The 14631-nt window shown below is 40.1% G+C and carries 13 protein-coding genes and 2 tRNA genes; 6 read left to right on the top strand and 9 right to left on the bottom strand.

From position 1 onward, the window contains the following. Positions 1-784 precede the first annotated feature (784 nt). From H5201_RS15575 to H5201_RS15560, 4 genes are all read right to left on the bottom strand, one after another. Positions 785-861: transfer RNA gene (locus H5201_RS15575), tRNA-Val, on the bottom strand. A 138-nt stretch (positions 862-999) separates the two neighbouring features. Continuing rightward, positions 1000-1076: transfer RNA gene (locus tag H5201_RS15570), tRNA-Val, on the bottom strand. 111 nt (positions 1077-1187) lie between these two features. Next, positions 1188-2258, bottom strand: a complete 1071-nt coding sequence (locus tag H5201_RS15565) for a DUF3080 family protein (RefSeq protein ID WP_182785040.1) — start codon at positions 2256-2258, stop codon at positions 1188-1190. Then, complete coding sequence (locus H5201_RS15560; RefSeq protein ID WP_149982349.1) at positions 2236-3591, bottom strand: MATE family efflux transporter; 1356 nt, start codon at positions 3589-3591, stop codon at positions 2236-2238. The genes H5201_RS15565 and H5201_RS15560 overlap by 23 nt, the downstream gene beginning before the upstream one ends. 176 nt (positions 3592-3767) lie before the next feature. On the opposite strand from H5201_RS15560, the gene H5201_RS15555 reads away from it, so the two are divergent. Continuing rightward, a complete protein-coding gene (locus H5201_RS15555; RefSeq protein ID WP_182785039.1) occupies positions 3768-4397 on the top strand; it encodes a riboflavin synthase subunit alpha in 630 nt (209 codons plus the stop codon). Between the two features lie 18 nt (positions 4398-4415). Here the strand turns inward: H5201_RS15555 and H5201_RS15550 are convergent, their stop codons facing one another. Beyond that, positions 4416-4619 (bottom strand): CPXCG motif-containing cysteine-rich protein, encoded by a 204-nt coding sequence (locus tag H5201_RS15550; RefSeq protein WP_145233067.1) that lies wholly within the window; start codon positions 4617-4619, stop codon positions 4416-4418. Between the two features lie 183 nt (positions 4620-4802). After that, complete coding sequence (locus H5201_RS15545) at positions 4803-5663, bottom strand: fructosamine kinase family protein (protein WP_182739765.1); 861 nt, start codon at positions 5661-5663, stop codon at positions 4803-4805. A gap of 131 nt (positions 5664-5794) precedes the next feature. Between H5201_RS15545 and H5201_RS15540 the strand changes: the two genes are divergently transcribed. Then, a complete protein-coding gene (locus H5201_RS15540; RefSeq protein WP_182717355.1) occupies positions 5795-6490 on the top strand; it encodes a DUF445 domain-containing protein in 696 nt (231 codons plus the stop codon). Positions 6491-6547: 57 nt separating this feature from the next. Here H5201_RS15540 and H5201_RS15535 read toward each other — a convergent pair whose 3' ends face one another. Continuing rightward, on the bottom strand, positions 6548-6913 hold the full coding sequence (locus H5201_RS15535; RefSeq protein WP_149982345.1) for a DUF3718 domain-containing protein: 366 nt from the start codon (positions 6911-6913) through the stop codon (positions 6548-6550). A 351-nt stretch (positions 6914-7264) separates the two neighbouring features. Between H5201_RS15535 and H5201_RS15530 the strand changes: the two genes are divergently transcribed. From H5201_RS15530 to H5201_RS15520, 3 genes are all read left to right on the top strand, one after another. Beyond that, positions 7265-8050 (top strand): hypothetical protein, encoded by a 786-nt coding sequence (locus H5201_RS15530; RefSeq protein WP_145233071.1) that lies wholly within the window; start codon positions 7265-7267, stop codon positions 8048-8050. A gap of 96 nt (positions 8051-8146) precedes the next feature. After that, the gene (locus H5201_RS15525; RefSeq protein WP_182739777.1) at positions 8147-9529 is read left to right on the top strand and encodes an amidohydrolase; all 1383 of its coding nucleotides are present in this window, start codon (positions 8147-8149) and stop codon (positions 9527-9529) included. A gap of 12 nt (positions 9530-9541) precedes the next feature. Continuing rightward, positions 9542-10783, top strand: coding sequence for an amidohydrolase family protein (locus H5201_RS15520; RefSeq protein WP_182767554.1), 1242 nt, complete (start codon positions 9542-9544; stop codon positions 10781-10783). A 148-nt stretch (positions 10784-10931) separates the two neighbouring features. Here the strand turns inward: H5201_RS15520 and H5201_RS15515 are convergent, their stop codons facing one another. Together H5201_RS15515 and cspD are read right to left on the bottom strand one after the other, a co-directional pair. Continuing rightward, positions 10932-13154, bottom strand: a complete 2223-nt coding sequence (locus H5201_RS15515; protein WP_145233392.1) for an NADP-dependent isocitrate dehydrogenase — start codon at positions 13152-13154, stop codon at positions 10932-10934. 729 nt (positions 13155-13883) lie between these two features. Further along, a complete protein-coding gene (gene cspD, locus H5201_RS15510; RefSeq protein ID WP_054204685.1) occupies positions 13884-14099 on the bottom strand; it encodes a cold shock domain-containing protein CspD in 216 nt (71 codons plus the stop codon). Between the two features lie 209 nt (positions 14100-14308). Here cspD and clpS point away from each other — a divergent pair, with 209 nt between their 5' ends. Next, positions 14309-14617, top strand: coding sequence for an ATP-dependent Clp protease adapter ClpS (gene clpS, locus H5201_RS15505; RefSeq protein ID WP_179959204.1), 309 nt, complete (start codon positions 14309-14311; stop codon positions 14615-14617). The last annotated feature ends 14 nt before the right edge of the window (positions 14618-14631 follow it).

Raw genomic sequence — 14631 nt, 5'->3', positions numbered from 1 at the left:
ACTGCCGCGCGCTGTATTTAGCCGCTTAGCAATATTCGTTCTGTTTTCACCCTCAAAGAATAATGAAACAGCAAGCAGGCGTATTCGCTTTCTCGCATTAGGCTCTTTACGTGATAAAGCTAAAAAGTTGCTTGGATTTTTCTAAGTTCAATTTAGTAAAAGTAGATAAGTATCAGTGTGCTAATTAGATCACATAATTTGGCAGATTGGTATAATAGAGTCGAACTACTGATCCTTGGACCGGGTGATCAAGAGTAGGTAGTGCGCTAATCAACTGAGCTAAGGTTTACGAATTGAGGATATTAGTGATTAAGATTGGTACGACTGAGTGGATTCGAACCGCTGACCTTTGGACCGGGTGATCAAGAGTAGGTAGTGCTCTAACCAGCTGAGTTGTAGTTTACTTAAGATTTATAAAGCAGGTTAGGATGATTTTTTTACTTGAATTGGTACGACTGAGTGGATTCGAACCGCTGACCTTTGGACCGGGTGATCAAGAGTGGGTAGTGCTCTAACCAGCTGAGTTGTAGTTTACTTAAGATTTATAAAGTAGGTTAGGATGATTTTTTACGTGAATTGGTACGACTGAGTGGGTTCGAACCGCTGACCTTTGGACCGGGTGATCAAGAGTAGGTAGTGCGCTAATCAACTGAGCTAAGGTTTACGAATTGAGGATTTTAGTGATTAAGATTGGTACGACTGAGTGGATTCGAACCAGCGACCTGTGGACCGGGTGATTAAGAGTAGGTAGTGCTTTTTCTTGATATAATTTCTATTTATGAATTGGTACGACTGAGTGGATTCGAACCACCGACCCCTACCATGTCAAGGTAGTGCTCTAACCAACTGAGCTACAGTCGTACAATATATTTGAATGGGACTTTTACTTAAATTTGGTACGACCGAGTGGATTCGAACTACTGGCCTCCGGACCGGGTGATCAAGAGTGGGTAGTGCTTTTTCTTACGATAGTACTTTTATTTAAAATTTCCTTAAATTTGGTACGACCGAGTGGATTCGAACCACCGACCCCTACCATGTCAAGGTAGTGCTCTAACCAACTGAGCTACGGTCGTATCATAAATTTAAGTTTTGCTAATTGCTTAACAACGGTCGCTAATATATAGCGTGCGCTGAAGTGAATCAAGCGAGAAACGCTTTTTTTAGTTCGTTTGCCGTTTTTTTATTCATATTGGGCTGATTTCACACGTTTTATAAAATTTTTGCCACCAAATAACGTGTGTTTTGGTGGAGTCTTTAAATGCTGTGAGTATATTATTTGGCTGTGTTGGGCTTAGTAATGCCGTTAGTTGCGGTTGTGTTGGGCTGGAGTCTTGCCATAATGCTTGATACAACGGCATTAGGCGCTCTAAAGCACCTGATAGTTGAGCCTGATAGGGTTGTAACTGCTGCAAGTAATATTTCTTGAATACGTTGCTGAGGATCTGTGCTTGGCGTTTATTTTTTAGCGGGTTGCATAGTGTGCTTAGCTCAATATTCGCTAAAAAGTTACTAGTACTATTATTTAGCTGTGTTTGTTGGCGTACTGCGCTTATTAAAGCTTGATTGAAGTTAAACTGGCGTAATTGCGCCAGTAGCGGGTAGAGCGCTTGAGAGTCTATTTGTGCATATTGCTGCTGTATTATTTGCTGTTTTAAATTCACTAGGCTTTGCAGCGCAAGTTCGGTTTCTACAAGGCCGGCTAAGTTTGTATCAAGTGTATAGCCGGTTAGCTGCCATGTGCGTTTTAGTTCTGGGTCTTTATAAAGTAGCTGCTTGAACTGATCTAATAACTGTTGTTTTTTATTATGTAATTCGTTACTTATGGCTTGATAACTTTTTGAATCAGGTTCTAGACTATCTAAGCACTGTGGTGCAAATTGAATAAATTGAAGCTGGTATATTAACTGGCTAGCAGGAGAGGCGAGTTTTCCTAGTTGACTATTATGTTCAGCAATAAGGGTATTGAGTTTACAGTGTGAAAGTTGTGCCAGTTGCAATATGCTCAACTGTTGTGCATTTGTTGGTTTGTTGTTGCTAGCAGCTGATAGCGCAACATTGGTAAGTTTTGCTGTATCAGGAGTTGGCTTATCTAACGCATTCGCGAGGCGCTGCTGATATTCTAAATACACATCAGCGGGTTTATCTGTGCATGCACAAAGTAGCAGTAAACAGCACAGTAAACTACAAAGGTAACCAAACTGCGACGTTTGGTTACCTTGTTGGTGCGATTTTTTAAGCGCTTTTAAGTGGTTCATGTTTGAATCTATTCGCGACAGTGAGCATTAATAGCACTGCGGCTACACTTAAGCCGACGATGATACCTACCCAAAAACCATGCGGGCCCATTGCTGGCACTATTAAATCGGTGCGTGCTAAAACAAAACCCAGTGAAAAACCAATCAACCAGTAAGATATAAAGGTTATATACGAAATCGGTGCTGTGTGTTTTAAACCCCTTAATATACCGTTGGCTGCTACTTGTAGGGAATCAGGTAGCTGATAAATACACGCTAGAATCATGATTGACGTTGCTAAGGCAATAACACGTGCATCATCTGTATAAAGTTGACTGATCACGTCACGGCCAAAGAAGGTGATGGCAGCAAGTATAACGGCAATGATCATGGCTAGAATATAGCTTGTTGAAATAGCTTTTTTAAGCTGCTCAAAATGATGTTGGCCGTATAAATTGCCAATCCGAATACTGATCGCAATAGATAAACTCAGTGGCATCATAAACAGCAAGGTTGTGACACTTGCAGCAATCTGATGGCCGGCTACCGCAACCGCACCTAAGTGCGCAATAAATAACGGAATACAGGCAAATAAAGTGACTTCAAAAAATGTAGCAAGTGAGATTGGTATGCCCACCTTAGTAATTGCCCACATGGTTGGTAATTGCGGTGCTTGAAAGTTTGCTAATAGTGTTTTGGCATCTACTTTTTTACTTAACTGGCAATAAATAACTTGTGCGATGGCCATTGCAGTAAATACCAATGCGGTGGCAATCCCACAGCCTGCACCACCGAGTGCTGGCATACCAAACATACCGTGAATAAACACATAGTTGGCTGGGATATTGATGGCTAAACCAATTAAGCTGATATAAAAAGCCGGCTTTGTCATCCCCATGCCTTCGGTAATATTACGATAAACACTGAACACTAAAAATCCAATAATGCCCCATTTTACAAAATGAATATAGTCATAGGCCATATTGGCGATAGCAGGGCTGGTATCGAGTTTGAGAATAATAATATCGGCAAAATAGGCAATAGATAAACCGATAACACTCAATACACCAGCTAGGTACAAGCCTTGTTGAAAGTAATGGCTGATGCCGGTTTTATCGTTAGCGCCGGAAAATTGCGCAATTATGCCAGTCAGGGCTAATAATATGCCTTGCAGAGCCAACATGGCGGGGTTCCATACGCCGGTTGCAATTGACAATGCTGCTAAATCGGTAGGACTCACTTGTCCTGCCATGATGGTGTCGACCACCGACATTAAAACTAAGGTTACTTGTGCTAAAAAAACGGGGATTGCCAGAGAAACTAACCGTTTGGCTTCCCAACTACAAAAAGTCATATCACTTACTACGTAAACTGAAGAGGCAGATAGTGTAATCGATAAAGCACAGAATCAAAAATTATAGCGATGAGTCAATGTTATTGGTTACAGTAATAATAACGTGGATCGGGTAAACCAAAGCGTGAAATAATATGAACAGTATCTACTTTAGGTAATAAAAGGTGAATTGATTTATGTTTACAGGAATTGTGCAAACACAAGCGACGGTGATTTCCACTAACCAGCAGCAAGGTGTGATGCGTTTAGTGCTCGCTGTAGCAAAGCAATATGTTACAAAACTTGAGTTAGGTGCCAGCGTTGCCATTAATGGTTGCTGTTTAACGGTTGTTAAAGTAGAAAATATCTCTGATCAACCGCTTGCTCAGGTTCACTATGATGTAATTGACGAAACATTACAGTTAACTAACTTAGGAAAGCTTATTGCTGGCAGTACCGTTAACTATGAGCGCTCTATGACTTTTGGTACTGAGTTAGGTGGGCATATTGTATCTGGTCACATTCACTGCACCGCCCAGATTGAAAATATTATTCATACACAAGATAATTGTAAAATACAGTTGTGCTTACCAAGTCAATGGCAAAAGTATGTGATGTATAAAGGTTTTGTATCAGTCAATGGCGCTAGTCTCACGGTAGGTGAAACCGATGAGCAGGGCTTTTGGCTGCATTTGATCCCAGAGACATTAGCTATTACCAATATTGGTAAGGCTGTAATTGGTGATGCGCTAAATATCGAAGTTGATCAACAAACTTATACTATCATCAATACGGTCGAAAACTACTTACGGCAGCAGGCTTCGTAGTCAAATATAAATGCTAGGCTAAAATATTTGTTCGTCATCGCTGTCTATATGTAACTCTACCTTACTATTTGCATAGTCAATATGCATATTAAAATGGATAGGGTTACAGCATGCTGCGCAATCTTCGAAGTAATCTTGATCGCCATCACTAGCATCAAGGGTAATATGAATATGATGGCCACAATGTGGGCAGCAGATCCGTTGTGAGAGTTGGTTTTTCATAAATGATTCAACCTTACAAAGCAGAGCAATAAAAGGTAATTATTTATCGCTGCTGATAAATGGTTATGCACCCCACAATTGAACGCTAGTGCCTGTCATTGCTGGGGTTGTTCAACATTAAGCGATACCTAAATATAGTCTGCTTTATTCATTTATGACATCTATTTGACAATAAAAACGACCTTATTTCAGTAGTAGTTCTATTTTTTGTTTAGCTTCAGTAAGATAGTGGCCGGCAAAGATATTTGCATGATTTAAAATAGGGTAAAGCTGGTAAATTAACTTACGTTGCTCATAGCCCTGTGTTAGTGGGTAATGCTTGTTATAGGCGATGTAAAAAGCGTCAGGTAAAGGAGCAAACAGCTCGCTCATGGCAATATCAACTTCCCGATCACCATAATAGCAGCTCGGATCAAATACACTCGGTACTGATTGAATAAATCCCATGTTGCCACGCCAAAAATCGCCATGCAACAATGATGGTTTTACGGTATGACCATGTAGCATGTCTTTTATCAGGGCGACAAAGTAATCTTTGTCAACGAGATCAATGCCTTTTTCATGCAGTAATTGGAGCTGCCAGCCAATGCGCTCTTCGGCAAAAAATATATTCCATTTTTTATGCCAGCGATTGGGCTGAGTTGTTGGGCCAATAAAATTATCCTGATCAAAACCAAACATGGCTTGGCGATGTTTCAGATGCAGGCTTGCAAGGTGGCTACCCATAATATGCCAGTTGGTATGAGGTTGTTGGTCAAGTTCAAGCCATTCTAAAACGATAAATGAAAACTCAATATTAGCACCTGTAGTGATACAATCTGGCACCATAAATAAGCTCTCTTTAGTGAGCAGTTGTAAATTGTGGGCTTCGTTTTCAAATCGCTCTAAGTCACTACGATGAGCTACTTTTACAAAATACTGGTGTATACCATCACTGAGTTGAAATAATTTATCGTTATTAGGGCTTTGCAGTTGGCGTTTTATAGTGTGTTTAAAGTCAAAATGCATAGCTTGGCTTATCTGTTCGTTAACCGTATTCCACATAGCATTGTTCACCTTTTATACAGATAGTTAAACTATGGCAAAAAGTAGTTAAATAAACAAACTCTTGAGAGTAAAATTAATATTTTGTAAGCGCGCGCTTAGATTTATGCAACAACCAAGTGGAGAGAATGATGAATAAAAGCCTTATTACCAATGTAATTGCCGGGATTTTAGTGGTGGCGGGTTTTCTATTTGACCAAGCAATTGTACTGTCAATCGGCTTATTTGCACTCTCAGGCGCAGTGACTAATTTACTCGCAGTGCATATGTTATTTGAAAAAGTACCTTTGTTATATGGGTCGGGCGTGATCCAGCTGAAGTTTGCAGGGTTTAAAGTGGCGATTAAAAATCTTATTTTAACCGAGTTCTTTTCAGAGCAAAAAATATCTCAATTGTTAGGCAACAAAAATATCAATGTTGATCTACAGCCAGTGATCAATGAAGTCGATTTAAATCCTGCTTTTGATAGCTTACTTGACGTTATTGAGCACTCCCAATTTGGTAGCATGTTAGCGATGTTTGGTGGTAGTGCCGCGGTTGAGCCGATGCGCGAAGCATTTATTGACAAAATGCGTGGTTCATTACTTAATATGAGCGAAACCGATGAGTTTAAAAGCTTGGTGAATGAAAAATTAACGCAATCAGGACTCGCAAGTGATTCGTTGTTTAACACGGTTTCTGGCTTAGTTGATGAGCGTTTAGACGAGCTGACACCAAAAATGGTCAAAGATATTATACAAACTATGATCCGTGAGCATTTAGGCTGGTTAGTTGTATGGGGCGGGGTATTCGGTGGTTTGTTTGGCCTGATTGCTGCAATTATATAAATTAATTTTAAGCAGGCCAACGACTCGCCTGCTTAAATTTGATATTGCTTAGCCATACTACTTAGAACCGGCAACAACCATAATTGTTTGTTGGTCTAGTTTTGCTAAATCTTGAATTGAGGTACCCGTTGTCGTTTCAAGGTTTAGATACTTTGCCGTTTTATTAAAACCGTAAGTTCCCGCAAATTTTGCGATACTCAAGTTGTTACAACGTAGTTTATTGGTTACGGTTGTTTTGCTAATACGTAAGTCTTTCATTGTTGCATAAAGTTGCAAACGTTTATTGGAGCTCACAGCCATACAAATTTGAGTGCCAGGGCTATTATCAGCTGCAACAAATTGTGCTGCTTCAGTATTGGTTGTAGTAAGTGCTGCTGAGCTTAAAAGTAACGTTGTACAAAGTGTAGTTGTTAAAGTATTCATCATCATTCTCCAGTGGTTTGGTATGTCTGCTTGTTGACGAGTTAAATATTAGCTTTATTTTTAAATAAAGCTGTAAATGAAAATCGACAAGATGTAACACCGTGTGTGGATGTGTTTTATAATAACTAACTATCTGATAGTAAATGATTTAATGTGTGTTTTTTGACATGTTTCAAACAAATTATTTTTCACTTTTTTTATTGCTTTTGGTTGTTTTTCAATCTGCTTTCATAGGTTTTACATGCTATTTACTTTAGAGTCATTGCACTTTGTTGTGCAGCATTACTGACATATTTTTCAACCCTGTTATGATCGTCTTGATTATCAAATACCTGTCTATTAGGAGACTCTGTGAGTAAAACATTGGCGAGTTATTATCAGCAAGCATACGCCTGTGAACAGCATAATTTTAACCGTTGCTTTTATTGTGGCTGTGAAGCGACTGAGCGCGATCATTGCCCGCCATTGCATATGCTACAAAGCATTATTGATTTAGGTGAAGAAGCTGAGTTTATTAGTATTCCAGCGTGCTATGAATGCTATGCAATATTGCATAACGAGCGCTTAATGACGATTGATGAACGCTTTACTAAGTTAAAAAACAAACTCGGTGCCAAATATGCTAAACCACTGCGGGTTTATAATATGTGGCATGAGAATGAACTTAGCGATATGAGTGATGAGTTTGCACATAGCATTAAAGCGGGTATGGCGTTAGGAAAAGAAGCCGCAGAGCGCTTGGCGTTTAGTGGTTTTAGTTATGCAACCGAAGAAGCCAAGGTCACAGTGCGAGAAAAAACGGCTGAGTTTGATGTCGAAGGCGCCATTTTTACTGATTTTAAAGAAGCTTTAAATTATTGTATTAGCGAATTAAAAGTACAAAAAAGTGATTTTTATAAAATTTTAGTAGAAGACTACCAAGGTGATTTTAATAAAGCCTTGAGTCAGTATCGTCATCGTCACGATAAAGTGACTGCCGCTAAAGATGGCGATTGCCTAATTAAGGATTTTTCAAAATTGCATAAACAAAATTCAGACTTCGTAACTCGAACTGTTAAGCACTTTATTAGTAAAGATCCAAGTTTGACAACAGAAGCTGCACTTGAGCAACTGTATAACAATTATATTAAGAAATAACATTCATCTTATATAAATGCAGCTCTAGCTGATTTTTTAGCTTTATGTTGTGTGTTTATATAAAGTAACAAAAAAACAACAACAGAGACTAATATGATGCAAAAATTTGCTCCTTCATTGTTGGTTGTTGCACTTGGTGTGGCGATTGCCGGCTGCCAAGACAACGGCCCACAAGACGACAAAGTAACAATCAATAAAAATCCATATCCAAGTACCTATAAGGTACTTAAATCAACCACGACGCTTATCACCAATGCAACAGTACTAACAGGTACAGGTGAGCGTTTAGAAGAAGCCGATGTATTACTTGTTGACGGAAAAGTGCAACAAGTCGGTAAAGATCTAACTGCACAAGCTGATTTGACTATTGATGCACAAGGTAAATGGGTTACACCTGGGCTTATTGATGTACATTCACATTTAGGAGCATACCCAAGCCCTTCTGTTGAATCTCATCAGGACGGCAATGAAATGACCAGCCCAAATACTGCCGAAGTGTGGGTTGAGCATTCAATTTGGCCGCAAGACCCTGGCTTTAACCGCGCGCGTGAAGGCGGTATTACCGCATTACAAATTTTACCCGGCTCAGCTAATTTATTTGGTGGTCGTGGGGTTACTTTAAAAAATGTTCCATCGCACACGATGCAGGGTATGAAGTTCCCTGACGCACCGTATGGTTTAAAAATGGCCTGTGGTGAAAACCCTAAGCGTGTTTACGGGCGTAAAGGGGTATTACCATCAACACGAATGGGCAATATGGCCGGTTATCGTGAGGCTTGGATAGGCGCCGCTGAATATAAACGCGCGTGGGATAAATACGATGCTGATTATGCAGCAGGTAAAAATCCAGAGGTGCCGCATCGTGATATTAAATACGATACATTGCGTGGTGTATTAGAAGGCGAAGTTAGGATCCACAATCATTGTTACAAAGCAGAAGAAATGGCAATGATGATTGACCTTTCAAAAGAGTTTGGTTATCACGCGGGTACTTTCCATCACGGTATTGAAGCATACAAAATTGCTGATTTACTTGCAGATAACGGCTCATGTGCTGCGCTTTGGCCTGATTGGTGGGGCTTTAAAATGGAAGCTTACGACATGGTACAAGAGAACGTAGCGATTGTTGATGCGGTTAAAAATTCTTGTGCTGTTGTTCATTCAGACTCTGACACCACTATCCAGCGCTTGAATCAAGAAGCCGGTAAAGTAATGTACCGCGCTAACGATAATGGGTTTAATATTTCAGAACAGCACGCAATTAAATGGATCACTTCGAATGCTGCAAAATCGCTAGGTATAGCTGATAAAACCGGTTCACTCGAAGCTGGCAAACAGGCTGATGTGGTAATTTGGAATCAAAGTCCGTTTAGTGTTTATGCTAAAGCTGAGCAAGTATTTGTTGATGGTGCGAAAGTGTATGATCGCTACGATGATACATTCCAAGCACAAAGCGATTTTATGTTAGGTCAAAAATAAGGAGTAACTAGGATGACAAAATTAACACATTCATTTTCACTCTCGCTAGTTGCTGCTGGTTTGTTAGCAAGTACTGCGGTGAACGCCCAATCAGTCGCGATCATCAACGCCACTGTTCATACCTCAACTGAGCAAGGTATTTTACAAGGCGCTAGCATCATCATGGATGAAGGCAAAATTATTGCTATTAATCCTGCAACAGTCGAAGCTGATACGATTATTGATGCCAAAGGGCAAATTGTTACAGCTGGCTTTATTGGCAGCATGAATCAGTTAGGTCTAGTTGAAGTGGGCGCTGTTGCTGGCTCTCGCGATGCTGGCGATGATAAAGCGGGGATCGATTTTGATCCAAGCCTAGCATTTAATGCTCACTCAAGCTTGATCCCGTATGCACGTAAAGGTGGCATCACCCGTGATGTGATCACCCCACATGGCGGAGAAAGTATTTTTGCAGGCCTTGCCAGCGTAGTTGATTTAAGCGGTGAGTTTGACAGTGTTAAGCAAACGCAAGTCGCGCTGGTAGTTAATTTAGGTGAGAAAAGCAAAGGCTCGCGCGCAATGTCGCTGAAAAACTTGATTGATAAGTTAGCAGCACATCAACAAAAAGCCAGCAAAAAAGATAAAAAAGACGATGCTGTACCAAGCACTGAAGATAAAGTGCTCGATAAAGTATTAGCGGGTGAAATGCCACTATTAGTAACGGCTTCTCGCGCCGCAGATATTATTGAGCTAATCAAAGTAAAACAACAGTTTTCACTTAATTTAGTGATTGCAGGCGCACAAGATGCCGTGGTTGTAAAAGAGCAATTAGCGCAAGCAAATGTTCCAGTCATTGTAAGTTCTATGGAGAGCTTGCCAGGCAGTTTTGATTCGCTACATGCGAGTTTAGATAATGCAGGCAAACTCGAAAAAGCAGGCGTAAAGGTGTTGTTGTCGATCGCAGGCGATGCCAGTCACAATGTTTATCAATTGCGTTTTGACGCGGGTAATGCGGTTTCTTATGGCATGACACAAGCGGGTGCATTAAAAGCGATAACAGCGAATATTGCTGATGTATTTGGAATTAATGCCGGTAGTGTGGCGGTAGGTAAAGCTGCTGACTTAGTGATGTGGAACGATGACCCATTTGATTTTACTAGTCACGTAACTAAAATGTTTATTAACGGCGAAGAAGTTTCAACTGAAGCACGCCAAGATAAACTCCGTAAGCGTTATACTACTGACTCAGATATGCCTCGCGCATATACTAAGTAACTACGTTCAGCTTAGTAACTTGAACAATTTAAAGGCTGCATTTGCGGCCTTTTTGCTTTTTGTATCAGTGAAAAATAAAACATTATTTAAAAACCACAAAAAAGGCGCTCACTTTAACAGTGAGCGCCTTTTAAATTTAAATCGATACTTATACTAGTTTAGCTAAGATATCGTTAAATGTTGTGCTAGGGCGCATTGCTTTAAATGCTGCATCATCATTTGGTTGGAAATAACCACCGATGTTTACAGCTGGGCCTTGTGCATCGTTAAGTTCGTTAACGATTTGTTCTTTGTTGGTTTCTAAATCACTGGCGATTTGTGTGAACTGTGCTTTAAGTTCACTGTCATCGTTTTGCTTGGCAAGCTCTTGCGCCCAGAATAAAGATAGGAAGAAGTGAGAACCACGGTTATCAATTTCTTTCACTTTACGAGACGGTGATTTGTTTTCAGCAAGGAAAGTACCTGTTGCTTTATCAAGTGTATCAGCTAGCACTTGTGCTTTGTTGTTACCAGTATTGACAGCTAGGTGCTCAAGTGATGCCGCAAGTGCTAAAAACTCACCTAACGAATCCCAACGTAAGTGGTTTTCTTTTTCGAATTGTTGAACGTGCTTCGGTGCTGAACCACCCGCGCCAGTTTCAAATAAACCGCCGCCATTCATAAGTGGTACGATTGAAAGCATTTTTGCACTCGTACCAAGCTCAAGAATTGGGAATAAATCAGTTAGGTAATCACGTAATACGTTACCTGTTACTGAAATAGTATCTAGGCCATCTTTAATGCGTGCAAGAGAGAATAGGGTTGCTTCAAGTGGTGCAAGTATTTGAATATCAAGGCCAGATGTATCGTGGTCTGGCAAGTATGCGTTAACTTTTTTGATTAACTGTGCATCGTGCGCACGGTTTTCGTCAAGCCAGAAAATAGCAGGGTTACCGGTAGCGCGTGCACGGTTTACAGCTAATTTAACCCAATCTTGGATTGGTGCATCTTTAACTTGGCACATGCGCCATACATCGCCTTGCTCAACAGTGTGTTGTAGCAATACGTTGTCAGCACTATCAACAACACGGATCACACCGTTTGCTGGTGCTTCAAAGGTTTTGTCGTGTGAACCATATTCTTCAGCTTTTTGTGCCATTAGGCCAACGTTAGGAACGCTACCCATAGTGGTTGGATCAAATGCACCGTGTTCTTTACAGAAATCAATTGTTGCTTGATAAACACCAGAGTAACAACGATCAGGAATGACAAAGCTAGTATCTTGTAATTTACCTTCACTGTTCCACATTTGACCGCTTGAACGAATTGCAGCAGGCATAGACGCATCGATAATCACATCACTTGGTACGTGTAAGTTAGTGATACCACGATCAGAATCAACCATCGCAATTGCAGGGCGTGTAGCGTATACAGCGTCAATATCAGCTTCGATTTCAGCGCGTTTAGCATCGTCTAATGTTTGGATTTTAGCGTAAACATCACCAAGGCCATTATTAACATCAACACCTAGCTCAGCAAATAAAGCGCCGTGCTTAGCAAAAACGTCTTTATAGAATACCTTTACCGCATGACCAAAGATGATTGGATCAGATACTTTCATCATGGTTGCTTTCATATGTAATGAAAACAGAATGCCTTTTTCTTTTGCAGCATCGATTTCAGCCGCTAAGAAAGCTTGTAGTTTCGTAATACTGATTGAAGATGCGTCAATCACTTCACCAGCAAGTAATGGCGTGCTTGCTTTAAGAACAGATACGTCGCCATTTTCAGCAACGTGCTCAATACGTACATCAGTAGCAGTATCGAGTGTTACTGATTGCTCAGAGCCAAAGAAATCGCCTTCGCTCATGCTCGCAACATTTGAAGCAGAATCTTTGCTCCATGCACCCATTGAATGTGGGTTGTTACGTGCATATTCTTTTACAGAGCCAGGAGCACGACGATCAGAGTTACCTTCACGTAATACTGGGTTTACAGCACTACCTTTGATTTTGTCGTAAGTTGCTTGAATTGCTTTTTCTTCATCTGTTTTAGGTTCAGCAGGGTAGTCTGGCAGTGCGTAACCTTTTGCTTGTAATTCTTTGATAACAGCACGTAATTGTGGAACTGATGCACTGATATTTGGTAATTTAATGATGTTTGCTTCAGGTTTTTTAGCCAGCTCGCCTAATTCAGCAAGCGCATCACCAATACGTTGTTCTTCAGTTAAATACTCAGAGAAGTTAGCAATAACACGACCTGCTAAAGAGATGTCACGTGTTTCAACTTCAACGCCTGCGGCATTAGTGTATGCTTGGATGATCGGCAGCAAAGAGTATGTTGCTAGTGCCGGAGCTTCGTCTGTTTTAGTGTAGATAATTTTTGATGTCATCATCATTCCTAGATAGTAGGCGTAAGAGCCATATTCAACAATGCAAAGAAATATCATCGCCATCATGCGTGCACGACGTGACAATGATCAGTCAGTTAGGTGTTAATACTGTTGATTAAATAATCACACCTGACGAACTGTATTTAATTTTATGTTATTTATAAACTAAGTAAATTAGCCATTAGCCTAATTATTAGTGTTTAAAGGGCCTTTTGAGGCTGCTTTTAAGCACCTAAGAGTGTAACAAGCTTGGCAACAAAGGGCTAATAACAAATATATACCCAAACCATCTCAAGATGCGAGTTTCAGTTGGAATTAAAAGCGATTTAGGCAAGGCATTGATTGCAAATAATAGTGGTTCTATTGTTAAAATCAATAACGCAGTATAAATCGCTTTTAAACCAACCCGTTGGGCGTTTCACAGGCACTTACTCTCATCGTTGTTACTTCTTAAAAGGGACTGCCATTGTTGCAAAGTAACGCCTTGATATTAAGCCCCTGTGAAACGCTGGATTCTGCATCTTGAGGTGGTTTGGGTATAACATGGGGGTATTAAAAAAGAATTTCAAGAGGAAGGACAGTTTTTGTTCATTCTGTACGTTTAATTTCTAATAGATTAAAAATGCCAGCTTTGAATCTGAATGTACAATTTAGTTGGGATTAAATAAATTTAGAGGAATTAAGCGAGGATCTTTACAGGTCGCTCGCTTTAGTCGAACGTCTAAACAACTACACTAACTCTTCGTTAGGCGCTATATTAGTCGCATGCATGCCTTTAGGGCCTTGCTGCAATTCGAATGTTACATCTTGACCAGCTTTAAGTGTTTTATAACCGTCCATTACAATCGTTGAGTAATGGGCGAATATATCATTCTCGCAGCCGTCTTCTACGATGAAACCAAAACCTTTGGCATTATTGAACCATTTGACTTTACCACAAGCCATACTTCTACATCCTTCTATAAGTTGACTAATTTAGTTATTCTAAACCGTATAGTTTGATAGACTGACTAAGGTTTAATCAATCTACAACTGACTGTAGTTTATTTCGCCGATCAGTCAAGTGTTTTAAACTATTTTTTTAACATTTAATTTATTTTTTATTCAAGTTTGCTTGAGTTCCAAAGACAAGACTATATTTAATTATGAGTGGCATGAAAGATTCAGGTGTTTTAGATACGGTTCGCGATAGTGAGAAGCAAAAACTGCAACCACCGCGAAAATACAAAGTCATTTTAAATAATGATGATTACACGCCAATGGACTTTGTGATAGAAGTACTAACGACGTTTTTTAATATGGATAGCGATAGAGCAACAGATGTGATGCTGCAAGTTCATCAAAATGGTCGCGCAATTTGCGGTGTTTATACCGCAGATGTAGCGTATACCAAAGTTGAACAAGTTAACCGTTATGCACGAGATAACGAGCATCCACTGCTATGTAGTTGTGAGCAGGAATAATACCAAGGTAGGGT

It is taken from the genome of Pseudoalteromonas sp. SG43-6, assembly GCF_014164365.1.
GTDB classification, from domain to species: domain Bacteria; phylum Pseudomonadota; class Gammaproteobacteria; order Enterobacterales; family Alteromonadaceae; genus Pseudoalteromonas; species Pseudoalteromonas rhizosphaerae.
This window is presented reverse-complemented; position numbering and strand designations above follow the sequence as displayed.